We start from the raw sequence: 24101 nt of genomic DNA on the forward strand, positions 1-24101 counted from the left end.
TTAGGCAATAAGAATTTTTATATCAGTTTTTTCTTTTTAAACCAGCAAAGTCCTAAAACAACGATGGCAATACTCAGTATTATAACCGTAATATAGCCGTACTCCCATGAAAGTTCAGGCATGTGGGTAAAATTCATACCGTACCAGCCTACTACAAGAGTCAGAGGAAGAAAGATTGTAGTTACAACCGTAAAGATTTTCATAATCTTATTGAGGTGTAGATCCAGCTGAGCTTGATAGGATTCCCGTAACTGATTTGAATACTCCCTTAAAATACGGATATTTGCTCCATAACGCTCTACCCTTTTGGAAAGCAGGTTTATGATTGTCAATTCTTCTTCGGTAAAAATTTCGTTTTCGTTTTCGGCCAGCTCCTGGCAAAAATCTTCCAACTGATCATAATAGCTAAAGAGGGTTAAAAGCTCATTGTTGATATTTGAAAGCTCCGATTCAAAGTTACTGTCTTCTTCTATTTTTTCCCAAACCCTCATTTCCAGTTCGGATATTTTTTTTCTAAAACGGTAGTAGACGCCGGCATGGGACTTGATAAGCTCTTTAAAAAAACGGTTAAGAATACGCGGAATGTTTCTTTCACGAACTATAGTTTGCTGTAAGGCAGCTTCAAAAGCTTTTTGAGCGGAGTAGTCCTTGTCGATAATTTCTATGGCCAAAAAAAGATTTTTTGATATATAAAGCCCTATCGTATCGCGGTCTTTAAAAATGTTTTCCATTTCGACTATATTTATAACGCCGAAACTGTAGTCTTCCCAAACACCCAGGGTATTTTGTTGGGAAAAATCGCTGCATTGCTCGATAAAAAGAGGATCTAGGCCTAAAAGCCCTTGAAGCTCGATGAGTTCTTTAAATCTTATATAGCCGGCAACAGGTCCCGTTATTTTTTCGGTCCGAGGATCAATCGGTGTCAATTCTGCATCTAATTTTACAAACATATCTTAGCTTATCATATTTTTTATATTATGGGAACCTATAAAAACTTCAGTTTTTTGAGGTTTTCCTTAATATCAATAATTTAACTCAAATTGGAATTTATTGCAGCCGCAATTTTTAAAAGTTGGGCTTTGGTATTTTGTGAAGGGTCTTCAAGAACGGCTTCAAATAGCTTTTGTAAGATTATGCCGAGCTTAGGGCCTGCAGGAATTCCGATTTCCATCAGCTCTCTGCCGCCGACGGCCAGATCTTTTAAACTCAGGGCAGAATCTTCGGCTATGACTTTTTCAAGCCTTTTTTTAAAGGCCGCCAAATTGCTTAAATCGGGAGCCTTTCCTGTCATGCCGAAACCGTCGGCCCTTCTTAAATCGAAGAGATTCGGAATATTTTCTACTCCGGCTCTGACTATAAAGCGGCGGACTGCAGCATCGGTCCAATCCTCCGTATAATGAAACATGTGAAGCCCCACCAGATGAGAAACCTCTTCAATTTCCTTGCTCGGGAATTTTAAACGCTGCATTATCTTTTTGGTAAGTTTTTCTGAAACTGCCTCATGCTTATAAAAGGTATAATCGCCGTATTCATTTTTTTCTCTGGTACTTACCTTTCCTATATCGTGGAAAAGGGCGGCCAATCGCACAATCGTATTATCTTGCGGAGCGGCATCGCAGCTTAAAAAGCTGTGGTCAAGCACATCGAAGGAGTGCATTCCTTTTTGCTCGACCCCGCGGCAATCCGAAAGCTCGGGCAAAAAGACTTTTAAAAGCCCCGTATCCTCCAAGAGCTTTAAAGAAATTATAGGATGCTCACTTAAAAGCATTTTAACGAATTCGTCCCGAAACCTTTCTATCGAAACTTTTTTGCAAACTTCAATACTTAAGGGAATCGCTTTTAATGTTTCCTCTTCTATCTTAAAGCCCAGCTGTGAAGCAAAGCGGATTGCCCTGATAGGCCTCAAGCCGTCTTCCCCAAAGCGGTCAAGGGGAGAGCCGACGGTTTTAATGGTTTTTGATTTTATCGATTTTACGCCCTCAAAAGGGTCAACAATGGAACCGTCCTTCAAAGAGACTGCTATTGCATTCATAGTGAAGTCTCTGCGGCTCAAATCTTCTTCGATTGAACGGACATAGTTAACGCTCTGAGGCCTCCGGCCGTCGGAATAATCGGCCTCGCAGCGGAAGGTGGTACATTCTATTTTTTCGCCCTTGTAAAGAATAGTAACCGTACCGTGGGCTATCCCCGTGGGAATCGTCTTACGGAAAAGGGCTTGAACTTCCTTGGGTTCGGCATCGGTAGCTATATCGTAATCCTTGCACGGCTTTCCTAAAAACCAGTCCCGCACAGCTCCGCCCACAAGGTAGGCCGAAAAACCGGCATTGAAAAAAACGGAAGCAATCTCACTCATTTTTTTTGAAACAGGATAGCGCATAGGAATAAAGTTTACACAAAAATTTAGGACCTGTCTATAGGCGTTTTTAAGCTACAGCGCTTCTATTTTTTCTCGGCTCAAGCCTGTACCTTCAGCTATTTTATCAATATCAACACCAAGTCTTTTAAAAGAGACAGCCACTTCCACTTTTGCTTGATATGAGCCTTCGGCTAAACCGGCAGACCGGCCTTCTGCCAAGCCCTCTCTCCTGGCTTCACTGCGTTCATCTTCCACATACATCCGGTATTTTTCGTCAGAGAGTTCTATTGCCATTCGCCTCTCTTCATCAGTTACCCTAAAGAGTGTTGCTTCTGCCATTTTTATACCCTCCTCTAATTTACACAATTCTTCCAACATTCCGCTTTTTTTGTCTTCTTCATAGTTGGCTAAAAATCTTATCCAAAAATCTTTTAAGCTATACTCATCCAATCTCTTTTTCATAGTATAACCTATTAGCTCGTTTAATTCAACATAAAGATATTGAATTATCGAGCTTTCAGGCATTCTTACAAGCTCTGCATTTTTAGGAACATCGCAGCCAAAAACGGAAAGACTTATTGCGTACAAAAAATCGTCCTCTTTGGGCTCCGTCTTTAAAAAGCGGGAAGCTAGGCGCATGAGGTACATTTGACTTCTGCGATGATAGTTTGTTTTCCAAAACTGCTGCATCTCAAGGTCTACAAGAAGACCGTTGTCGGTTCGAATCAAAAAATCGAGGCGGTAAGTTTCTCCCGAAGGCCTGTCCCGAATAAGCTCGGTGTTTATGATTTCTGCCTTGTTGATTTTACCGTAAGAATCTTCCAAAAAAGCGTTTAAAAAGCTTATCAGAGCCTTGTTTCCTTCTTCGCCTTTGGAAAACATCAACTTAAAAACCCAATCGGTTTTGGGGTTTAAAATAGATTGTTCATTTGACATAACTTTTCTCCTTAAAACAGCAAATTATTCTTGCCTGTCTTCACATAATTATAGGGTTCTAAGTTGAATAAATAGTAAAATTTTGAAAAAAGGATTGTTTATTTTATAGCGACGGGATATAGAAAAGTTTTTAAGAACTTGCATTTTTACATTTTATTCATTTTTTTTGAAACAGGATAGCGCATAGGGATTCACTCATACATCGAAGGAACTAAAAGGTTAAATTCCAAGATTGTCTTAGCATCGGGTATTGTGATTCTATATATACCCCTTTTCAACCTTTTGGTAAAATTTACTTTGGAAAGATCTATGTTTTTTATACAAAAGACATCATCTACATAGATTTTTTTTCCTCCGTATTCGGGAAAAATTTGAATAAACTTTTTCTGAAAAACATCCTTATCGATTTTTTTGATTTGAAAAACCGGAATCGAAAGGATTAGATTTTCTTTTTGAAACAACAAGATGTTTAGATCCAAATTTGCAGCAGAATATTTACGTATTTCGGAAGCCTCATTTAAAAGACTTCGAGACCCTTTTTTTAGGCTTTTTTCCAAAAGACCGCCTTTTTTATTCTCCAAAAGGACAGCCCTATGCTCAATAAAAAGAGAAATTAAAAGATGGTTTGATTCGGAATTTACTCCTGCGGGTGAAAAAAACGGGATCGGCTTTTTTGTCAGTGCCTCTTGAGAGGCCGATTCCAAATAGCCTTCAGCCTGAGTCTTATAAAATTCTTCGATAACCGCATTCGGAAGGATATTTTTTACGGTTTCAGAAAAAACTTGAGGAGGCAGAATCGATGAGCATAAAACAAAGAGGTATGACAGGTTTCCGTCGGTTTGAATATAGGCATCAATAACCACAGCTCTGGCTTCTACGCAGGCCAAAGAAATCCTCATACGCAATACCGCTCCTTGCTCGCTCATAAAATTCTCTTGTACGGCAAAAAATTTTAGGCCGTAAAGAAATTCCCTGCGCAAAAGCGAGTTGGTTAAAACCGAGGAATTGGAATTTTCATATTGTCTATATACGGAAACCATCGATAATTTTATCGGCAGTTTTTACACAAAGCATTATAAAAAAACTGCGCCCTGCCCTAAGGCAAGACGCAGGTAAGCTGGTGAACAGAGGTAGTTTTTTTATGCAGTTTTGATTTCGATTTGTTTTGGCTGGGTATCAGGTTTTCTCGGAATATTTACAACCAAAACACCGTTTTCAAATTTTGCAGAAACTTCATCGGAGTTTATATCCTCAGGCAAGGTAAAACGCCTCATAAAATGCCTTGAACTTCGCTCCTTTATGATGTACTCTGCTCCCTTATCTTCCTTTTCTTCTTTTTTGGAAGATGAGATTGTCATAAGCCTATCTTTTAAGCTGATTTCAACATCTTTTTCGCTGTAACCCGGAAGATCTACTTCCATAACATAGGCTTTTTCGGTTTCGCGGATATCGACACTCGGCATTCCGCAGCTTGCATTCTTGATCGGAGCAAAAACTCCAAAATTGGAACCCAAGCTCCTATCAAGGGCATCAAATACGCTGTCCGTAAAAGACGGACTAAAAAGACTTAAACTATTCATAAAGCACCTCCTGCTTATAAGTTACTATTTCAAGCTCAATGAGCGGCTCTGTGAGTCGGCTCTTTAAGCTGTCACTTATATACAAGCAATTTATATGCCAATCTATAAGAAAAGAGGCGGTTTTTGACACAATTTTATAATTTTATATTGGATATAGAATTATAAAATCGAAATAATTAAAATAAACAGATTTTTGATTTTTAAACACAGAAAACGTAAATGAAATCGCGACAAAAAGTACTATTGTGCCAAAATTTCATTTTAAATAGAGTTATTTTGACACAGTAGACTCTGAACACAGGTTTTCATAGGCCACTTTTGCTACAGACTGTTCAGCTTCTTTTTTTGTTTTACCCGAAAGAGGTCCATAAACCTTACCGTTTATTGAAACCGAGAACCAAAAAGTACGGTCATGGTCGGGTCCGCTAGCCTTTTTAAGCTCATACTTGGGAACCGTTTTAAATTTCTTTTGTACCAATTCCTGAAGGAGGGATTTATAGTCGCTTATAAACTTCTTTTCCAGGACCGAATGGATGGTAGATTCCAAAAGTCTTAGAACAAATTTTTGAGCCGCTTTAAAACCCGAATCAATATAGTAGGCACCGATAACGGCTTCAAGGGCATCGGCAAGGATGGCCTTTTTTTCTCTTCCGCCGGACATTTCTTCACCCCTTCCTAAAACCAAGTAATTACTTATATTCAGTTTAGAAGCAGTCTTTGAAAGAGCATCTTCGGAAACAGCGGAAGCCTTTATCTTTGCAAGCTCCCCCTCCGGCCTGTCTTCAAAAGACTTATAAAGATAGGAAGCCGCGACAAGTCCGAGTACGGAGTCCCCTAAAAACTCGAGGCGTTCATTATTTGCGTGGAAATTATTATGTTCGTTGGAAAAAGACCTGTGATGGAAAGCAAGATCAAGCAAGCGTAAATCTTTAAACTTCAATCCCGCTTGCTTTTGGAACTCAAGGAGCTCCTGCTTCCTCTTGGGCTCAAGACCGCTTTTTATCGGAAACAAAGAGCTGCTCCTTAAAACAAAACTTATTTTTGCTGAGATTTGATAAATTCATAGGCGTCGCGGACAGTTTCAAACTCATTAGCCTTTTCGTCCGGGATCTTAATACCCATATCCTCTTCGAGAGCATAAACAAGTTCATAGGTGTCAAGACTATCGGCACCTAAATCTTGTCGGAATGAAGAATCCAATGTAACCTTGTCTTCGTCGATTTCCAACTTTGCTGCAATTAATTGCTGAATCTTTTTGAATAAATCATCCATAAACTATCTCCTTTAGTCTAATTTATCGGGGTTAATAACCTGCTTGCCTTTATAAAACCCGCATTTGGGGCATACATGATGAGGCATAATCAAATTACCGCATCCGGAACACTCAACAAGATTTGGCGCTTGTAAACGCATATTAACACCGCGTCGGCGTCTTGTTCTAGCTTTTGATGTATTCGCTCTTGGTACAGCCATACTCAATCCTCCACTACAAAATATCTAAAATTAAAAAAGCGTATCTGCCGCACCATTATGCGGCCTTACCATACATTTAAGGGTTCATACTACACTAAAATGCATAAAAAGTCAATACAAAATTGAAAAGATGATAAAATATCGGTTTATACCAGATGTTTTTTCATTATCCTTATAGCCATATCGGGATCTTCGGTAGCCAAAAGCCCCATAGCCGATAGTATATACTCCTTATCAAGAAGGAACTGTGGATTTTTAGGTTTTAAGCTAAAAGGATCATCCTCACGGAATTTGCAGGCTTCCATAATTTCCTTATAATTGGGATTATAAACCAAAATTCCGCCCGTCCCTATTATATAACTCAGCCGGGTTAAATCCTTTCCCTCTTGCTGAAAGCTGGCACCGCAGCCCGTATAAACAGGGGTCAAAACTCCTACATGCCTGCCCATGGAAACATCGGCACAAACCTTGGCAACAGCACAATCAAAGGCAAGGTCTTTTGCGTTTTCAGAAATAAAATCGGTGTGCTCATTCCGTTTTTTGACTTCTTCTTCAATATTGTACTTATACTCTTTTGAAAGATAATGGCGAAGCCCATGGGGACCTTGAACATCAGCAACTGTCGGAAGGGAGTAACGCATCCCAAGGTCGCCTTCCACCGTGCGTTTTAAAAAGGCTTCAGGGAGACCATACAAAAAGACAGAGCCTTGTGTCGGATCTCCTTCAGCAGCAGAATGAACGTCGGTTGTAGCCCCGCCTATGTCCAAGATAACGAGATCTCCTAAACCGGCTTCATTGTCAGTACCCTCAGACAGGGTTTGGGCTGCCTTTAGGACGGCAGCAGGAGTCGGCATCAGGATATTATCTATATTATTTTCGACATGGGTCATGCCCTTTGCATGCACGATATTATTCATAAAGATACTGCGGATTGTTTCGCGGGCACTTTCAACATTGAGCTTGTTTATCTTCGGCATTACGTTCTCGGCCAGATGAAAATCTACCTTATCTTTGAAGATTTCGATTATTTCGTCTTCGGCGCTCTTGTTTCCTGCAACAACGACAGGAACCCGTACTCCGTAATCGGCAAGCATCTTTGCATTGTGGATTATACAGCGCGAATCGCCGCCGTTTGTACCTCCGGCCAATAGGATTATATCGGCATTTGAGTTTACGATCGCTTCAGCTTCACTCTTGTTGAGATTGTGGCTGTAAGTGTGAATTACCTTGGCTCCGGCACCGAGGGCAGCCCTTTTTGCTGCCTCGCTTGTAAGTTCAGGCACAAGGCCTATCGCTATAATCTTTAAGCCTCCTGCTGCGGAGGAGCAGGCAAGGCTTTTTACCACCGTATAATCCGTTCCTGTCTTTTTGTGCAATAGCTCAAGGGCATTATTATAGCCTATCATAACATCGGTTTCAACAGTCGTATAGGCCTTTGCCGTACCGATTATGTCTTCTTTTTCGATATCCACAAGGGTTATCTTTGTGTTCGTGCTTCCAAAGTCAACAAATAAATAACAGTTCATTTTAAGTAAATCTTAAAGTTCGATCTTAAGTCCTATGCGTGATCCGGAAAGTCGGCATGTAAATCTTTAATAGTCGTTTCAACCGGTGTTCCCGGCGGATAAACGTGATCAAAACCCATTGCGGTAAAACGTTTATGTACCTCATCAAAATTTTGTTTTCCTACAACTATGTTTCCGCCGACAAAAAGCTTAATTCCTTTTAAGCCTGCTTCATCGCATTTTTCGCGTAAACCTTTACAGTCCAGCTCTCCTTGACCGTAAAGAGAGGATACTAAAATCGCATCCGCATTCGTTTCAAGGGCAGCATTTATAAAATCTTCTTGGGGACTCAAAACGCCTATATTGGTTACTTCAAAACCGGCTTCGGTTAAAGAGTAATCCAAAATTTTATTACCGACAGCATGACAATCAGAGCCTATTACGCCCAATACAAGTTTAATTTTTCTTGCCATATTCCGCCTCCTAAAAAATTTATCGTGTTGAGGCCTAGTCTATTCTTAAAATGAAGATGTGTCAAGTACACTAAAAAGGCAAAGAGTACTTCTTGTAAAAAGTATCAAAATCGAGTATATTGTCTCTATGTCAGAAACCACAGACTGGGAAATAAAAAAATTTAACGAACTCTTTGATGACGAAATAAGGGTTTTGACCAGAAGAAGGGAAAATTCCAAAGATTGCTCCATCGAAGACCTGCAAGGCACCTTAGATGCTCTGTATATATTGGAAGGAAACAATATTGGCGGCCGCAGCAAGGTACATGAAATAGCTCTTTCCGCTTCAATTGCAGCCTATGAGAAATTTATAGAGGACTGGAAAAATGAAAAATAAGATTATCTTTACGCTCATCCTTATCGGCCTGATTTTTTCTTCTTGTTCGATAAAAAAGATGGCCTATAATTCGGCAGCCAATGCAATGGCTCCTCTTCCCGAAAAAAAAATAAAACCGGCGCCGGATGCCCCGAATCCCATTACGGCTTTAACCGGAGAAGATGATGTAGAGCTGGTCGGAGAGGTTTTTCCCGTTATTTTAAAGCTCTATGAGGGAATGCATATTGCAGACCCTGCACATAGGGGGCTTGCCATAATGACAGGCGAACTTTATATAATGTATTCAAATGTATTTGTAGAAGGTCCTGCCAACTATCTTTCGGATGACGAGTACGACAAAAAAGACAAGGCTTTTAATAGAGCAAAAAAGTTTTATAAAAGAGGTTATAATAAAATTCTTTCAGCCTTGGACACGGCCTATCCGGGATTTACCGAAGCCGTTAACTCCGATAATGAGGAAAAAATAGAAGCGATGATTAAAAAATGCAAGCCCTACGACGCGGAAGCCCTGCATTGGGCAGGAGCAGGTATTTTAGCTGCATTTTCCCTTGATCCCTTGGATGTTCAATGTTTACAAACAGTTCAAGGAGCAAGACTTATGCTCGAAAAGGTTTGCAGCCTTGATCCGGGCTATTCTGACGGGGCAACATGGGAAATTTTAGCAAAATTCTATGCATCCGCACCGGACAGCCTGGGCGGTAATATTGAAAAGGCCGAAAAGGCCTATAAAAAAGCTCTTGAGCTTTCTCAAGGAAAAAGTCCTTCAATATATGTAACCTATGCCCTCTCTTTTTGTGTACCTAAGCAGGACAGTAAGGGATTTGATGAAGCAATAGAAAAAGCTTTGGCAGTCAATCCCGAATCTGATCCGGATAATAAGCTGGTCATCAGCATTTCACAAAGATATGCGGAATGGCTAAAAGAAAATAAAGACATGTTTATATTGGGAGATATAGAATGAAGAAAAAATTATTGTTTGCTTTTTTTGTACTTGTAATGATTTCAGGCATCTTTGCTCAACAGAAGATTGTTTTAAAGATTGCAAGCAGTGCCCCCGCGAGGACTCCTTGGGATATTGAATTAAAAAAGCTGGCCCAAGAGTGGAACAAGATAACAAAGGGTCTTGTAAGCCTCAGGTTTATGGATATGACTGTACTCGGAGGAGAAAAAGCAGGGGTTGTAAAGATGAAGCCTTCACGTCCAGGACAAAGGCCGCAAATAGACGGAGCCATATTAAGTCCGGTAGGCTTAAATGAACTTGCGCCTAATGCTAAAATTTTCACCCTTTCCCTCCCCTTCTTAATACAGAATCAAGAAGAACTTGATCTGGTTTTAAGCAAATACGGATATGCCTTTGAAAACGAAATTCAAAAAAACGGATGCAAGCTTATAACATGGTCCAATGTAGGATGGCTTTCATTTTATACAAAGGATTCATATTCAAACCTTAACGAATTAAAAAAGATAAAAATGCTATGCTCAAACGACACAAAAGACTTTACCGATGTGCTAAAAATTTCAGGTTTTAATGTACTACCCGTAGACCCTGCAAAATTCACTCAAGAATTAAAGGCTTCGGCAGGAGCAAGGAGCTTCGCATCGGTTTCTATTCTTGCTTATACGCTAAGGCTGTACAAGGACGTATCCTACATGCTTGATGCCCGTATATGCCCTATAATGGCAGGCTTTGTTATGTCGGATGAATCTTGGGCTCTTATCCCTGATCAGTATAAACCTGCAATGCTGGAAGCAATGAATAAAACAACAAAAAATCTAAATGCAGCCCTTGAGGATATGGAAAAGGAATATGTGAAAGAAATGAAGCAAGGCGGTATAAAAATAATAAGCCTTAACCCTCAACAAAAAAAGGAATGGACAAAAGAATTCCAGGAAGATATGAAAAGAGTTCAAAAAACACTTCCTAATATCATCAATGCGGAAATATACGAAAAAATAACAAAACAGCTTGAAGCATACCGAAAATAAGTATATTATATTGAAATGAAAAAGTTAGTTAATGGTTTTATTTTAGCTCTTACGGCAGTACTGATTGTACTGCCTTTTGTAAGCCATATACTTGCAAGTTTAGGTGGAAATAGTTTAGAGTATGAGCGGTTGATTGTTCAGCTGGTCTTTGTTTTTGCCTGTCTTGCAGGTCTTATCACAACAATAGAAAAAAAACAACTGAATATAGAAGTTTTTACTTCCAAATTGAATAAAAAGCATCAATCAATTGTACATGTGACTTTATCCTGCGTAAATACAGCAATCCTTACAGCTATATTTTTATCCGTATTTCCAAACTACAATATGCTCTCTTCAGAAGATCATGTTTTGTATATTCCGATAAAAATTTTCTTCTCTGCACTCCCTCCGATGTACCTGATAATGCTTGCATTGGAAATAAAGAGAAACAAGTGCATAATTTCAAGCATAGCAGGTCTTTTAATAGGACTTTTAATAAGTACGGGCTCTATTTTGGGACTCTTAAATTTGATATTCGGTTCATGGTACCCTGAAATAAACGATTCAGGTCTTGCAATTCTTTTAAGCGGTATTTCCACCTCCGTGCAAACTTTTTCTGAAAATGCTATTTGGCTGATTGTATTAATTTTTACCGTATTCAGCCTTTTCGGTATGCCGCTTTATATTGTACTTTCAGGTCTGGCATATTTTGCCTTTATGACCACCGGAGGCTATGTAGAGAGCATACCCATGGAAACCTATAATATCTTAACGGATACCTCCATAGCTGCAATCCCGCTGTTTACGATTGCAGGCTATCTTTTGGCAGGAGGAAGTGCCGGAAAAAGGCTCTTGGATTTTGTTAAAAGCTCTGTCGGCTGTATAAGAGGCGGCGTTGTGATTGCAGCAGTATTGGTTGCAACATTTTTTACAACCTTCACGGGAGCATCTGGAGTAACCATATTAGCCTTGGGAGGGATTTTAGGCGTAATTTTAACAGGCTCAGGCTATTCGGAAGATGACTCGGAAGCCCTTATAACGGCATCAGGTTCCATAGGTCTCTTATTGCCTCCAAGCTTGGCCGTTATAGTCTATGGAGCAACTAACTTTATGACCGTAAACATATTTGACCTTTTTAAGGGGGCTGTCCTTCCCGGAATGCTATTGGCCTTGTCAATGATAGTCATAGGAGTTATAAGGGATAAAAAATCAAAAAGAATCAGGTTTTCAAGGGAGGCCCTTGCTCAAAGTTTTAAGGCAGGTTTTTTAGAGCTTCTTCTTCCCGTATTAATAGTGATTGTATATTTTGGAGGCTATTTTACCCTTTTTGAAACCGCAGCCTTTACGGTTTTATATTCGTTTGTGTTGGAAGTTTTAATAAGAAAGGACTTGAGCATAAAAAAAGCTATCGACGTTATTTTACAAAGTATACCGGTCGCAGGAGGAGTGCTCGTAATAATAGGAGCCGCAAAGGGGCTTGCCCTCTTTTTAGTCTATGCAGGAATCCCCCAAATACTCTCAGATCTTGCAATCACCTTTGTCGGTTCAAAAATTTTATTTCTGCTGCTGTTAAACATTGTGCTGTTGATAGTAGGCTGTATCATGGATTTATATTCGGCTATCTTGGTAGTATCGCCCCTTATAATTCCTGTTGCCGAAAGCTTCGGTATACATCCGGTACATACCGGAGTAATATTTTTAACTAACCTGGCTCTCGGCTTTTTGACACCGCCTATCGGAATGAACCTTTTTATAGCAAGTTATACATTTAAAAAGCCTGTAATAAAAATAGTAAAGAGCATATTGCCCTATCTGGCAGTTCAATTTGTCATATTGCTTTTAATTACGTACATTCCGTGGTTCAGCACTGTCTTTGTAGATTAAACCCGGCTCTTATATTTTACGGCTATTATTGCACCTAAAATCATTAAGTGTCTTGAAAGCTGAGAAAGATAATTTAACACGGACATTGTGCTTGTAAAGATATTGCCGTTGATAGAGCCGATAATATCGATTAAGACAATATTTACAATCCATAAGATCATAAAAACAAGCAAAATTACATTGGTTAAACGAATCTCTCCGGAAAAAAACTCTACAATCAAAAATACGCCGGCAATAAGTTCGGCTACAGCCAATGTGATTATAATAATCGTTGTTATTGTCTGGCTTCTAAAGACGGCATCCAAAAGAGCAATAGTCTGGCCTAATTCTCCTGCAGTTGAGCGGATTAAACCTAAAACACCTGCAACAATCAAAAAGAAAGCTAAAGCAATCTGAAGCACAACAAGACCTACAGTTCTTTTCATAAGAACCTCCCATAAAGTAAAAAATAAGATCTGTAAAACAGTCCTTCTTATTGTATCGGAATAAGGGGCTGCTTGCTATAGAGCAAAATCCGATTTTAACCGCTTACCCTTTTTACCTCAGCCTCTATAGTTCCCTTTGAAGGCTGAATTAACAGAGCTTCTCCTTCTTTAACTTGGGAAAAGGAGCAGATAGTTTTTCCTGTTTGGGCATTGCGGACAATGGAGTATCCCCTATCCAAAATACCCTGAGGGTTTGCCCCTTCCAAAATCTTGTTTAAAACTAAAAGTCTTTGCCTAAGATCCTTACATCGCTCCTGCATACCGGATAGGATTTCTTCCTTTGCATTGTCGAATCTTGCAAGAAGGGGCTGCTGAATGTTTCTAAAGCGCAGTTCCAAGGAATCGGGCTTAAAATTATTTAACATGAGCCTTATCCTTTCGATGCGGTTTTCAATATTTTGTGTAAGGTCTTCCCGATTTACGGCTATTGAGTACATAATATCGTTTAAAATGGGAGCGGCCAGCTCTGCGGCTGCAGAAGGAGTGGGTGCCCTCATGTCTGCGGCAAAATCGGATAGAGCCCAATCTATTTCGTGACCTACTGCAGATATGACAGGGGTTTTGCAGGCAGCTATTGCCCTGACAAGATCTTCATCCGAAAATGGAAGGAGGTCTTCCAAAGAGCCGCCTCCTCTTCCTATTATGATAAGGTCGCCTAAGTTTTTTTCATCGGCAATTTTTAACTGCCTGATTAAGACAGGTGCAGCCTCTTCCCCCTGAACGATTGCAGGAAGAACAACTATGCCTATTTTTTCGTTCCGTCTTTTTACTACATTTATAATATCCCGAACGGCAGCTCCCGTGGGACTTGTAATTACGGCAATTCGTTTCGGAAAATAAGGCAAAGGTTTCTTTCTTTCAGAATCAAAAAGCCCCTCTGCGGCAAGTTTTTTCTTGCGTTCTTCCAGCATTTTTAAGATATTTCCCTCGCCTGCAAGGCTCATCTCTTCTATTATAATCTGATAGGAACCGCGCTGCTCATATACCGAAATTGCCCCTTCAGCTTTTACGGTCATCCCGTCCTTGGGCACAAAGCTTAAAGAGCGGGTCTTTCCCTTAAACATTACAGCTTGAATCGAGGCCTTTTCATCTTTTAAAGTAAAATAAAGATGTCCCGCGGCCGAAGGACGGAAGTTGGAAATTTCTCCTTCAATCGAGACATATCCGAAGCCTGATTCCAAAAGCTCTTTTATCTGTAAAGTAATTTCATAAACGGAATAAGTTTGTGCCATCTTAATCTTTCCTCAAAGAAATTTCATTGACCTTTTTATAAAACTCTTCAAGTCTTTGAGAAATCATCCATGTGTAAACTTCTTCTTGAAGACCCGATAAAAGTTTTATACCTTCGCCGATAGTTTTGATTGTCCAAATATTAAACTTACCTTCTTTTACGGCTTCCTTAACCTCCTTAGATAAAAACAAATTGTTTTTATTGCTGACCGGAATCATAACGCCCTGAGTTCCGGTAAAACCCAATATTTTACACGTATTAAAAAAGCCTGCTATCTTTTCGGTTATGCCGCCGACAGGCTGCACCATACCGTGCTGGTTTAAACTTCCCGTAACGGCTATATCCTGCCTCATTTCAAAACCGCCTATTGCAGAAATAAGGGCCAAGAATTCGGCACAGGAAGCGGAGTCTCCGTCAATGTAGCTGTAGGACTGCTCAAAACAAATACTTGCAGAAATTGAAAGAGGAATATCCTTCGAAAATTTTTCCCGTAAAAGAGAGGTTATTATAAGGTGTGCCTTATCGTAGATTTCGCCCGAAAGGCCGGCTTCTCTTTCTATATTTATAATTCCGCCTGTACCGGGAGAGGCTTGGGCCGTAACAGAAACCGGTACACCGAAGGAATGATAACCCCGTTCCTCTACAGCGAGGCCGTTTATTTTTGCAAGCTTTCTGCCCGATACATCTATCAGTATTTCTCCCAAATGAACCATCTCGGCAAATTTTTCTTCAGGCAGAGAATGAAGATAACGTCTTTTTTCGATTGTGCCGTTTAATACGGCTGCACAAATGGTATCCTTTTTTTGCTGCTTTGCATTAAAATCGGCTTCGATGATAAGGTCGGAAATTTTAGTAAATTGAGCTGTAAGCAGGTGGCGGGAACCGGCAAGCTCCGAAGCATAGGAAATTAAGCGGCTGTATCCCGAATCATCGAAGTTAAGAGCTTTTTTTTCTTTACAAAGATACTCGGTCAAATGAATCAGAGAAGCTATATTTTTATCGTTTTTTTGCATAACCGAATCGAATTCCGCACAAACTTTAAAGAGTTTATAAAAGTCCGGATCTTCCTGATAAAGAATATCGTAGGTGTATTCTCCTCCGATTATGATTATCTTAAAATTTGCAGGAAGAGCTTCGGGTTTAAAAACGCTCGGACTATGGTTCCCGGAAGGAGGTATCTGCACTTCGATTTTTCCCGACTGCAAAACTCTTTTTAAATAAGACCACGAATCGTCCTCTTCAAGTAAATCGTGTAAACGCACTATAAGATAACCGCCGAAGGCTCTGTGGACAGCTCCCTCTCTTATGCGTAGGTGTCCGTTAATTTCGGGAGCATCCGAATCGGAATGAGATTCGATCGTGCCGAACAAATTAGTAAAACTCGGCAGGTTCTCATTTATTACATAATTTTTATCATTACTGTTTTCACAAATAAGATTGATAAGATAGCGCCCAAAAAAGTTTTTCTTTATTCTCGAAGATTTAAATTCCGAGCTGTAGATATTCATTCTGTTGATTAGATCTTCTTCGGTCTTTTTTAAAAATAAAAGAATCTTTTTATTATCTTCAATTTGTTTCGGGTTATCGTATTTTGTCGTATATGAATCTACCAGCTTCCTTAAAGGCTCAAGGGCTTCATCAATTATCGGCATAACGGAATCTTTTTGATGCTTTATCAGCTTTTCATCCATTTCAATTCTTTTATCCCGCAAGATAGAAAAAAGCTCGGACATTTCATCAAGAGAGGCGTAATATTTTTCGCGTAAGGCCGTCAATTCTTGCTCACTGAATTTTTTCCGGGCAGCCTTGGATTGAAGCTCGCTAAAGGATATTTCCTTTCCCTTTATTATAGGAATTAAATCCAATGACTGGTTGTTTTCATCCTTTATTTGCAATACCTTAAAACCGACATGCAGCATCTTGGATTCAAATTCCATCAAAAGAATATTTTCTTCATTATCGGTTTTAGTAACAATTTTTTTCTGCTCGGCCAAAAAGCCCTCCGATTTTAAAAGGGCCAGAGTCTGTGTATGAATATGCCCTACGGCTTTTTTTATCTTTTTGCGGAAAAGCCTTCCTTCACCGGCAGGGAAAAAAAGAGCGACAGGCTCAATCGGGCGGCTAAAGTTGTAAGCATAGGCTATATCTTGAAGTTTTGCAAAATTTGGTTTATAATTCTGCAAGAGAGATGATATAACGGTTCTTCGGCCTGTTCCGGGTGCACCCATAACAAAAATGTTATAGCCTTCACCCTCGATACCGAGGCCCAGTTCAATAGCCTTAAGAGCACGGTCTTGACCTACTATGGTTGAGTCGGCTCCGTTATTTTTTAATTCCCTTATCTTGGATTCGGGAAAAGAAAATTCCAGTTCATCAAGGTTTAATTTTTCTGCAGCACCGTCTGTCATGTAAGCTCCTTAAAATCGTACTTGTGAGGATTCTATGTCTGATTTTTTTGTCAGCGAAATACTTGTTTTAATTTTGTTGATTTTACCCTTAATTCGTCCGTTCTCAAAAGCTCTTAAAACAGCTGATGCAATTCCGCTTTTTCCCATTGCGTCTTTAATCGTCTTAATTCTTTCAATCATCGGCCAAGGTCTAATCTTCTCATTAATCCCCACAGCACTGATAGTAATAATCTGTATTATAACAGAATTTGCAAGATTTGTAATGTTTTTAAGGCAAGTTCCTAATAATTTTTACACAATTCCTTCGATTTTATTAAGAATTTTTGTCCTTATCTTGCTGAGCGGAGCTTTTTTTGCAGCTTTTTATTTTTCGCCGGAAAGGGAATATCCCGTTTTTACATCTATTGCCGAAAAAGAGAGGGTTTCTTTTATTGCCGATGAAAAAGAAAAAACGGCCGGAGTTTACTATAAACCGGAACCTTGCCGGAACGAAAAAGAAGCAATCATAATAGTTCCGCCCTTTCCAAATGAAGATGCCGGAACCTTCGATCGCTATCTTTTAAATGAAGGGTATAAGATTGCAAGCCTATCCCTTCCTAAAAAGACGGAATATAAATACAAGCTAAAAAATTCCGAAATCTTTTTTTCCGTCTTTGATTCCGTGTTTAATACAAAGACAGCAGAGACATCAAAAAAAGAAAGCAATGAAAACTTAGGTACAAGTCTATCCTCTCTTATTCGATTTTTTTGGGATACGGAACTCTTTTTAATAGGAGAAGGAGATCAAGTTCAAGACCTTTTAGACTACTATAACAAAAATCCGAATGCCTTTTCGGGTGCCTTTTTTATAATTTCCGAAGACACCCCTCTTCCTAAAGGCTTAAAGGAAGGTACATACACTGTTTTAAACGAAAAAGATTTAAAGTTTTCAGAAAACATCGCCCTTTTTCCTATTTGTATTTTTATTCAATCAAGGGAAAGTTTAACCGGCTTTGGAGACATAAGAGGAAACGACATTCTTGCAAGCCTCTTACTTGGATCTTCAAGAGATTTAGGCAGACAAGACCGAGTCAACACAATAAAGGCCTTTGAAAAATGGCTAAACTTAAGGGCAAGCCGTACAATAAAGTAATTTCAATTTTACTTATAAAAATATAATAATGATAATTTTTTTTGAGGTGGTTTTTTATGGATGATTTTGTTTCATGGGATGCAAGTTACGATTTAGGAATAGAATACGTAGATAAGCAGCACAGAAGATTGGTAGAGCTGATAAACGAGTTGTATCATGCATGTCTCGGCGAAAAAGGGGAATTAGAAGAAAAATTTAAACATGTGATGAAAGAACTTGTAGAATATGTAATGATTCATTTTAAAGATGAAGAAAAGATAATGGAAGAAATCAATTATCCGAACATTAAAGAACATAAACAGCATCATGAAAATTTTGTAAAGAAAATTTTACAATCCGTCAACGATTATCGCAACGGAAAACAATTTGTTCCAAATACATTTGTGCGTTTTTTAAGGGATTGGCTTTTTAATCATATCTTAATTTCGGATAAAGAATGGGCAAAATTCTATTTTGCAAATAAAAAGTAAACCGTTTTAATCTTTCTTTGAAGCCTTTGCGGTTAAATAAAAAAACCGCCTAAGCAAATTGCGCTTGGCGGCTTTTTGATTTATTTTTTGCCCTGCAATAATATTGCAAAGGGATTGTACTTTGTACCGTCATCATCTTTGCGGGAGCGGGGTTCACCCACCTTTCTATCGCCTCGATGTGCAGGAGATCTTTCTCCTCTTGCAGCGGGGCTTCTTTCTCCTCTTTCGGAAAGCTCCTTGCCTCCCTGTACCGTCGGAGATCCTGCAGCGGTTTTAACCGTAAGCGTTTTACCGTCCTTGGTTTTGACTACAAGTTTTTTTACCTCAGCCTTTTGCTTTGCGGTAAGACGGGATGTACCCCGGGCTTTGCCATCGGCACCGCCTTCTCCCGTTTTTCGGCTTAAAGAAATTCGGCGGCGGTCTTCGTCAAGTGAAATGATTTTACACTCTACAATGTCGCCGACCTTTACGGCCTCAAGCGGATCCGAGATAAAAGAATCGCTCATCTCCGAGATATGTAAAAGAGCCGTTTCCTTAATTCCCAAATCTACAAAGGCTCCGAAGTCTACTACATTTTTGATTTTTCCCTTTACGGTCATTCCGACTTTTAGGTCTTCAAATTGAAGAACACCTTGCTGCATGATGGGCTTAGGACAATCTTCGCGCGGATCACGGTTAGGCTTTTTTAATTCTTCGATAATATCGTTTATGGTCTGGTCTCCGATATTGTACTTGGTTTTTATTTCGCTTCGAAGCTCGCCTGAAACTTCTTCATTTTTATGAATTACATCGTAGATGATTTTTCCGGTTTCATAGTTTTCGGGATGAACCCAAGAATTGTCCAAGGGGTTCGAGCTTTCGGGGATTTTTAAAAAGCCGGCACACTGCTCAAATGATTTAGGCCCCATTCCACTTACCTTTTTTAATTGTTCCCTGTCGGTAAAAATCCCTTCGGCTTCACGGCGGGCTACAATTTTTTTTGCAAGAGAGGAGCTTACACCCGAAACGTATTTTAACAAAGAGGCACTTGCAGTGTTTAAGTTTACGCCTACATTATTTACTACGGAACCTACAACAGCATCAAGCTCTTCGCTTAATTTTTTTTGGTTTAAGTCGTGCTGGTATAAACCGACACCTATGGACTTGGGATCAATCTTTACAAGCTCTGCAAGAGGGTCCTGCAATCTTCTTCCGATTGAAATAGCCCCTCTTATCGTTAAATCCAAATCGGGGAATTCTTCGCGGGCGACATCGCCTGCAGAATAAACGGAAGCTCCGTCTTCATCGACTACAGTGAATAAAACATCGGGACAAGATTCTTTTATAACTGCAGACACTATTTCCTGCACCTCGTGGGAGCCAGTGCCGTTGCCTACAGCGATGAGCTGAACATTGTATTTTTTAACGGCTTCCAATACCAAGAATTTTGCTTCTTCAGCTTTATGCTGATAGATCACAAAGGAGCCCAGGTATTTTCCCGTTTCATCGAGAGCGGCACATTTAGTTCCCGTCCTTATACCCGGGTCAACTCCTAAAACCCTTGTGCCCTTGATGGGTTGGGTCATCAAAAGATGCTTTAAGTTTTCACTGAAAATATTTATACCGTGCTCGTCAGCGGTGTCGGCGAGGTCGCTTCTTATTTCTCTTAAAACTGCAGGAGCAAGCAAACGAACAAGTCCGTCGGCTATAGCTTCCTTATGGTAATCGTTATTAATGGTGTACTTATTTTGCAAAAGAGAAATTGCATCTTCGATGCTTACATCTATCTTTACCTCCAAAACCCCTTCCCTTTCTCCGCGGTTAATCGCAAGCACGCGGTGGGGTTTTATTTCGTTTAAGTTTTCGGAATAATTCCAGTACATCTGATAAACGGAAGTCTTTGCAGCCTCTTCATCACCGAGACCCTTAACTTCAAACTTTCCGGTTTTTATAAAATAATCATGAACGGCTTTGCGGTTTTCGGTATCTTGAGAAATTTCTTCGGCAATTATATCGGCAGCACCTTGGAGGGCATCTTCGACCGTGGGAACATTTAGCTCTTCCGTTTCGGCATCGGTTACAATAAATTCCTTAGCCTTTTCTTCAAGGGGAGCGGCTTCAAGCTCTTTCATCCAATCGGCTAGAGCTTGCAGACCTCTTTCAACGGCAAGCATACCGCGGGTTTTCTTTTTCTTTTTAAAGGGAAGCCAAATGTCTTCAAGCTCGGTAAGAGTTCCGGCCTTCATTATATTTTCATAAAGAGAATCGGTCAACTTTCCGGCAGCAAAAATCCCCCGCACAATTTCGAGGCGGCGGGTTTCCAAATTTGTATAAGATTTAAACAGGCGGTCTGAATCCCTGACTTGAACTTCATCAAGAGAACCGTGCATTTCTTTTCGATAACGGGAAATAAAGGGGATGGTGCATCCCTCATTGACCAAACTTATAACTGCAGAGACTTGAGCAACTTTTATGTTAAGTTCTTCTGCAATCTTCTTCATAATATCGGCCTCGTTTACACTGAGGCCTTCAATAAATTCATTTGTAAATTCCATAATACTGCGAGTATATACCATAAAAAAAAGAAAATCAAGGGCTTAAAATCAGGTATCGGATTTAAGCCTTTTACTTTATTTCGCCGCTTGTTACCGAAAAAACATTGTCTTCTTTTTTTGTCTGAACCTTTATATCTCCTATCGGATTCCACTGAACAAAAAATGTTACGGTAGGCACCAGTTCATAATATTTTCTTGACGCACCCGTACGCAACACAGGTTTTACGGAATATGAAAATTTCATTAGCCAATCTTTTAAATAGTGGGTCAAATCAAGGCTAAGAGATTTTAATTTAAATCCTGACTGCAATCTTGCATTTTCATCCCAAAAATAGAAAGAAGAAATCAGGTCCTTAAAAATATTTTTTTCACCGGGGATAACAATCGGAAGATTAAGCGAGTCTTGAAAATATCTTGCAATAACATCATTGCGGGAAACGGCACTAAAACTTATATCCAAAAATTCGTGTATTTTAAAAACGAGTTTAGGAGAAAATGAAAATGAAGAATCCGTTATTCTTATCAAATTAAAATTAAGAGACGAATTAAATGAAAATTCCAATTTAATTCTGTTTTTCCAAGCATAAATTTCAATAGGTTGTGATGAGTTGGAAAAATTTATATCCAACGATCTCGGAATAAATTTTTTATAAGGTAAAGCTGTCCACCCCGTACCCGAAATTAATTTATAAGGATTCTCATAATTCATTGCATAAACTGCCGACATATATTTCCATGAAAAAGAAGCGGCATATCTCTCACTTCGTTTTTCTTCAATATTATAAACATAGGATTGACTTAACGAAATATTATAAGGCAACGAAAAACTTAAACCGATATTGAGCGGATCCCAAAACCGTTTTTTTGCATTATTTTCTTTTTCAAATAGTCTTGTAGAAATATTAAGTTTGCCGTAAGGAAAAGCAAAGCTCCCTGCAAAGGAATAGGCTTCCAAAAGAGGATTTAAATTCATGGATGTGGTAATCAATTGGGTATAATTTTTAAAATTTATTCCAAAACCTGCAGATGCAACATGAGTTTTAATATATTCCTTGTCCCATTTTACAGGAACAGTTTTCCACTCGGGATTGGCAACTGTTCCGATAAATTTATTTTGAAGAAGGGTTTCCGAAATAGACCATTCAACAAAGGTTGGTTTAAATAAATCGTTGGAAATAAACGGACTAAGTTTTAAACTGTTCGAATTATTTATGCTATAAACATTTAATTTATAATTATTTAACTGAAGCCTATCAAGCTCCGTCTTTTTCTTATGCCATATATGTTTTTGATTATTGCCGTTTAATTCAATTGAATTTGATAGATTTAAAAAACCTTGATTATACGAAAGACGGCTGTCAATTTTAGCCTGTCCGCTTAATTTATAATAGGATGAATAAAAATCGGACCAGTTAATGTCAAAAGGCTTTTTCCAATCTTCATGATTAAAAACTATATCTTGAGATGCAAAGCCGTTTAGTTTATAGGTTAAATCATAGTTTATTAAATTCGAAAAACGATTGGTTTTTACACCGTCAATTTTATATGCAGGAAACAGATCAACGGAAAAAGCCGGAGCTTCATTCGTTGCTTTATCGTTTTTATCCTTGCCTGACTCTTCTTCAAAAGGATTTTTAATACCTGTTATGTTTTGTGTTTGTTTTCTTTCTTTTTTTTGAGACAGCATAGATGTTGAAAAAATAGTACCGCCAAGGCCGGCTCTTAATTCCGGTAAAATATTTTTAGGGTAATAAAATAATCTGTCCGGAGCATATAAAGCATCGTTTCCGCTAAGGCTTTCATTTTTCTTTGATTCAAAATTAAGTTTCCCTGAAAAAGCCTCAAGAGACATATAACTTATCCAAGGTTTTAATACGGAAAAGCTCGGATTGATCGAACCGTCTACCCTCCATGAATAAAAATTTTCCAATGTAGTATCTTCGGCAGCTGCCAGTTTATCCTTGTTTAAAAAATATTTAAACCAGTTCATATCTTCACTTCTGCCCATAAAATCTTTTTTAAAAAAAGGATCCGAAATAAACGGAAATAAAACCGAAACATTGAACGGGCTTTTTGTCATACTCATATTAAAGCTGAAATTATACCTGAAGGGTACGATTGCACCGAAAAGGTTTGCCTTATTTATAGCTTTTTCTTTACCGGGATCTCCATATTGACTAAACAGAAGGCCGGTTCTCGGATACAGGGTATAAGAAAAACCTAAAAATCCATGAAAATCAATTTGTTTTACGTATCCTTTTTTGGGAGTAAATTTTCCTTCAAGTCCTGTCAAATAACCCAGCCCCGAATAAGCATCCGCTATCAGTTTTAAATACGAACCTCCGGTATCGGAAGCCGGCTCATCCAATTTTTTAAAAAACAAACCTTCCAGCTTTTGTTTTTTTACCGTGTCGCTTTGCATAAAATTGGAAAACGAAGTAGCTTCATCGCTTTTAGGAGCAGGCTTACGCCCCAGAATATAGGTAGTAGTTTGAACAAAGGCTCCTTCCCTGTTTTTAAAACCGAAGACAGGGTGAAAAAGCATCTCATCTGAAGGATAATAAAAAAAGGGAAAGTACATGATAGGTACAACTCCGACAGATAAAAAACCGTTAAAAAAAGCCATTTCGTTTCCGGGTAAAATCCAAAGGCGGCTTGCCCGAATAGACCACAAGGGGTATTCTTCTTTACTTGTCGTAAGCAGGGCATCCTTAAAAGTTATGGCACCGCTTTCATTTCTTCCGGCAAGGCCGGTATGAATTCTAAAAGGGTCTTGATTTTTTTTTGCAGGAGCCTGCGATATAATTCCGTCAACAAAAACTCCTTCAAGTTTTTGAATATTAAAAATAAGAGCATCCCCTCTAAAACTCTCACCTTCATCGGATCCGATCTTTCGGGTATAAACAACATTTCCGATTGCAGTCAAGGTTTCACGGGTCTTGTTATGAATTATTTTATCGGCAGTAATTGTCGAAACGGAAGTTTCATCCGAAACGGAAATTGAAACAAAGCCTGTAAAAATAATCAGTTCATCTTTTTTTATATTCTTTTCTTTTGAAGAATCTGTTTCGGTTTTATTTCCAAGTTCGGAATTTTCAGCCTTATCTATATCGTCTTTAGAATCTGCGTTTGGAAGCTCTGTTATGGGAGCAGACGGGACCTTTACATATTCGGTAAGTTCTGCAGAGTTAATAGTAACCTTTATTTTCTTTCCGGTTTTTTCATCAGCCTGTAAAATATTTACCGAAAAGAGAAACATAAAAAAGATTAAACTCTGCAAAGCTTTTTTCATT

At 39.0% G+C, this 24101-nt stretch carries 21 protein-coding genes; 6 read left to right on the forward strand and 15 right to left on the reverse strand.

What is annotated here, in order from left to right; genetic code table 11:
* Positions 1 to 17: 17 nt before the first annotated feature.
* The 10 genes from HYB91_RS07925 to glmS all read right to left on the reverse strand — a co-directional run bounded on the left by HYB91_RS07925 (position 18) and on the right by glmS (position 8323).
* Positions 18 to 950 (reverse strand): magnesium transporter CorA family protein, encoded by a 933-nt coding sequence (locus HYB91_RS07925; RefSeq protein ID WP_002670503.1) that lies wholly within the window; start codon positions 948 to 950, stop codon positions 18 to 20.
* A gap of 80 nt (positions 951 to 1030) precedes the next feature.
* The gene (locus tag HYB91_RS07930; RefSeq protein WP_002677499.1) at positions 1031 to 2377 is read right to left on the reverse strand and encodes a CCA tRNA nucleotidyltransferase; all 1347 of its coding nucleotides are present in this window, start codon (positions 2375 to 2377) and stop codon (positions 1031 to 1033) included.
* A 51-nt stretch (positions 2378 to 2428) separates the two neighbouring features.
* Positions 2429 to 3292 (reverse strand): PD-(D/E)XK nuclease family transposase, encoded by an 864-nt coding sequence (locus HYB91_RS07935; protein ID WP_002694202.1) that lies wholly within the window; start codon positions 3290 to 3292, stop codon positions 2429 to 2431.
* Positions 3293 to 3483: 191 nt separating this feature from the next.
* Positions 3484 to 4332 carry a hypothetical protein gene (locus tag HYB91_RS07940; protein WP_002677495.1) on the reverse strand — a complete coding sequence of 283 codons (849 nt, stop codon included), beginning with the start codon at positions 4330 to 4332 and terminating at the stop codon, positions 3484 to 3486.
* Positions 4333 to 4431: 99 nt separating this feature from the next.
* The gene (locus HYB91_RS07945; RefSeq protein ID WP_002677493.1) at positions 4432 to 4872 is read right to left on the reverse strand and encodes an Hsp20/alpha crystallin family protein; all 441 of its coding nucleotides are present in this window, start codon (positions 4870 to 4872) and stop codon (positions 4432 to 4434) included.
* 271 nt (positions 4873 to 5143) lie between these two features.
* Positions 5144 to 5884, reverse strand: a complete 741-nt coding sequence (gene rnc, locus HYB91_RS07950; protein ID WP_002670498.1) for a ribonuclease III — start codon at positions 5882 to 5884, stop codon at positions 5144 to 5146.
* Between the two features lie 23 nt (positions 5885 to 5907).
* Complete coding sequence (acpP, locus tag HYB91_RS07955; RefSeq protein ID WP_002670497.1) at positions 5908 to 6144, reverse strand: acyl carrier protein; 237 nt, start codon at positions 6142 to 6144, stop codon at positions 5908 to 5910.
* 12 nt (positions 6145 to 6156) lie between these two features.
* Entirely contained in the window at positions 6157 to 6345 is a 189-nt protein-coding gene (gene rpmF, locus HYB91_RS07960; RefSeq protein WP_002670496.1) for a 50S ribosomal protein L32, read from the reverse strand.
* Positions 6346 to 6491: 146 nt separating this feature from the next.
* Positions 6492 to 7871, reverse strand: coding sequence for a methylaspartate mutase accessory protein GlmL (gene glmL, locus HYB91_RS07965; protein ID WP_002677491.1), 1380 nt, complete (start codon positions 7869 to 7871; stop codon positions 6492 to 6494).
* A gap of 32 nt (positions 7872 to 7903) precedes the next feature.
* On the reverse strand, positions 7904 to 8323 hold the full coding sequence (gene glmS / locus HYB91_RS07970) for a methylaspartate mutase subunit S (RefSeq protein WP_002670492.1): 420 nt from the start codon (positions 8321 to 8323) through the stop codon (positions 7904 to 7906).
* Between the two features lie 127 nt (positions 8324 to 8450).
* On the opposite strand from glmS, the gene HYB91_RS07975 reads away from it, so the two are divergent.
* From HYB91_RS07975 to HYB91_RS07990, 4 genes are read left to right on the forward strand one after another with little or no spacing between them, the layout of a single operon-like run.
* Positions 8451 to 8699, forward strand: a complete 249-nt coding sequence (locus HYB91_RS07975) for a hypothetical protein (protein ID WP_002671854.1) — start codon at positions 8451 to 8453, stop codon at positions 8697 to 8699.
* Positions 8689 to 9660 carry a TRAP transporter TatT component family protein gene (locus HYB91_RS07980; RefSeq protein ID WP_002677489.1) on the forward strand — a complete coding sequence of 324 codons (972 nt, stop codon included), beginning with the start codon at positions 8689 to 8691 and terminating at the stop codon, positions 9658 to 9660. Before HYB91_RS07975 ends, HYB91_RS07980 begins: the two co-directional genes overlap by 11 nt.
* On the forward strand, positions 9657 to 10685 hold the full coding sequence (dctP, locus tag HYB91_RS07985; protein ID WP_002677487.1) for a TRAP transporter substrate-binding protein DctP: 1029 nt from the start codon (positions 9657 to 9659) through the stop codon (positions 10683 to 10685). Before HYB91_RS07980 ends, dctP begins: the two co-directional genes overlap by 4 nt.
* A 15-nt stretch (positions 10686 to 10700) precedes the next feature.
* Positions 10701 to 12548 (forward strand): TRAP transporter large permease subunit, encoded by a 1848-nt coding sequence (locus tag HYB91_RS07990; RefSeq protein ID WP_002677485.1) that lies wholly within the window; start codon positions 10701 to 10703, stop codon positions 12546 to 12548.
* Here the strand turns inward: HYB91_RS07990 and HYB91_RS07995 are convergent.
* The 3 genes from HYB91_RS07995 to HYB91_RS08005 all read right to left on the reverse strand — a co-directional run bounded on the left by HYB91_RS07995 (position 12545) and on the right by HYB91_RS08005 (position 16672).
* Positions 12545 to 12973: a hypothetical protein gene (locus HYB91_RS07995; protein WP_002670484.1), complete on the reverse strand. Its 429-nt coding sequence runs from the start codon at positions 12971 to 12973 to the stop codon at positions 12545 to 12547. The genes HYB91_RS07990 and HYB91_RS07995 overlap by 4 nt on opposite strands.
* A 95-nt stretch (positions 12974 to 13068) precedes the next feature.
* On the reverse strand, positions 13069 to 14265 hold the full coding sequence (xseA, locus tag HYB91_RS08000) for an exodeoxyribonuclease VII large subunit (protein ID WP_002677483.1): 1197 nt from the start codon (positions 14263 to 14265) through the stop codon (positions 13069 to 13071).
* A 1-nt stretch (position 14266) separates the two neighbouring features.
* Positions 14267 to 16672, reverse strand: a complete 2406-nt coding sequence (locus tag HYB91_RS08005; protein ID WP_002677481.1) for a Lon protease family protein — start codon at positions 16670 to 16672, stop codon at positions 14267 to 14269.
* 34 nt (positions 16673 to 16706) lie between these two features.
* Between HYB91_RS08005 and HYB91_RS08010 the strand changes: the two genes are divergently transcribed.
* Together HYB91_RS08010 and HYB91_RS08015 are read left to right on the forward strand one after the other, a co-directional pair.
* Positions 16707 to 17804, forward strand: coding sequence for a hypothetical protein (locus HYB91_RS08010; protein ID WP_002677479.1), 1098 nt, complete (start codon positions 16707 to 16709; stop codon positions 17802 to 17804).
* Positions 17805 to 17860: 56 nt separating this feature from the next.
* Positions 17861 to 18274, forward strand: coding sequence for a bacteriohemerythrin (locus HYB91_RS08015; RefSeq protein ID WP_002670476.1), 414 nt, complete (start codon positions 17861 to 17863; stop codon positions 18272 to 18274).
* Between the two features lie 80 nt (positions 18275 to 18354).
* On the opposite strand, the gene HYB91_RS08020 is transcribed toward HYB91_RS08015, so the two are convergent.
* Both HYB91_RS08020 and HYB91_RS08025 read right to left on the reverse strand, forming a co-directional pair.
* A complete protein-coding gene (locus HYB91_RS08020) occupies positions 18355 to 20829 on the reverse strand; it encodes a helix-hairpin-helix domain-containing protein (RefSeq protein WP_253719465.1) in 2475 nt (824 codons plus the stop codon).
* Between the two features lie 49 nt (positions 20830 to 20878).
* The gene (locus HYB91_RS08025; protein WP_002677477.1) at positions 20879 to 24100 is read right to left on the reverse strand and encodes an LPS-assembly protein LptD; all 3222 of its coding nucleotides are present in this window, start codon (positions 24098 to 24100) and stop codon (positions 20879 to 20881) included.
* Between the last annotated feature and the right edge of the window lies 1 nt (position 24101).

This window comes from Treponema sp. B152 (genome assembly GCF_024181665.1).
Lineage (GTDB): Bacteria > Spirochaetota > Spirochaetia > Treponematales > Treponemataceae > Treponema_B > Treponema_B denticola.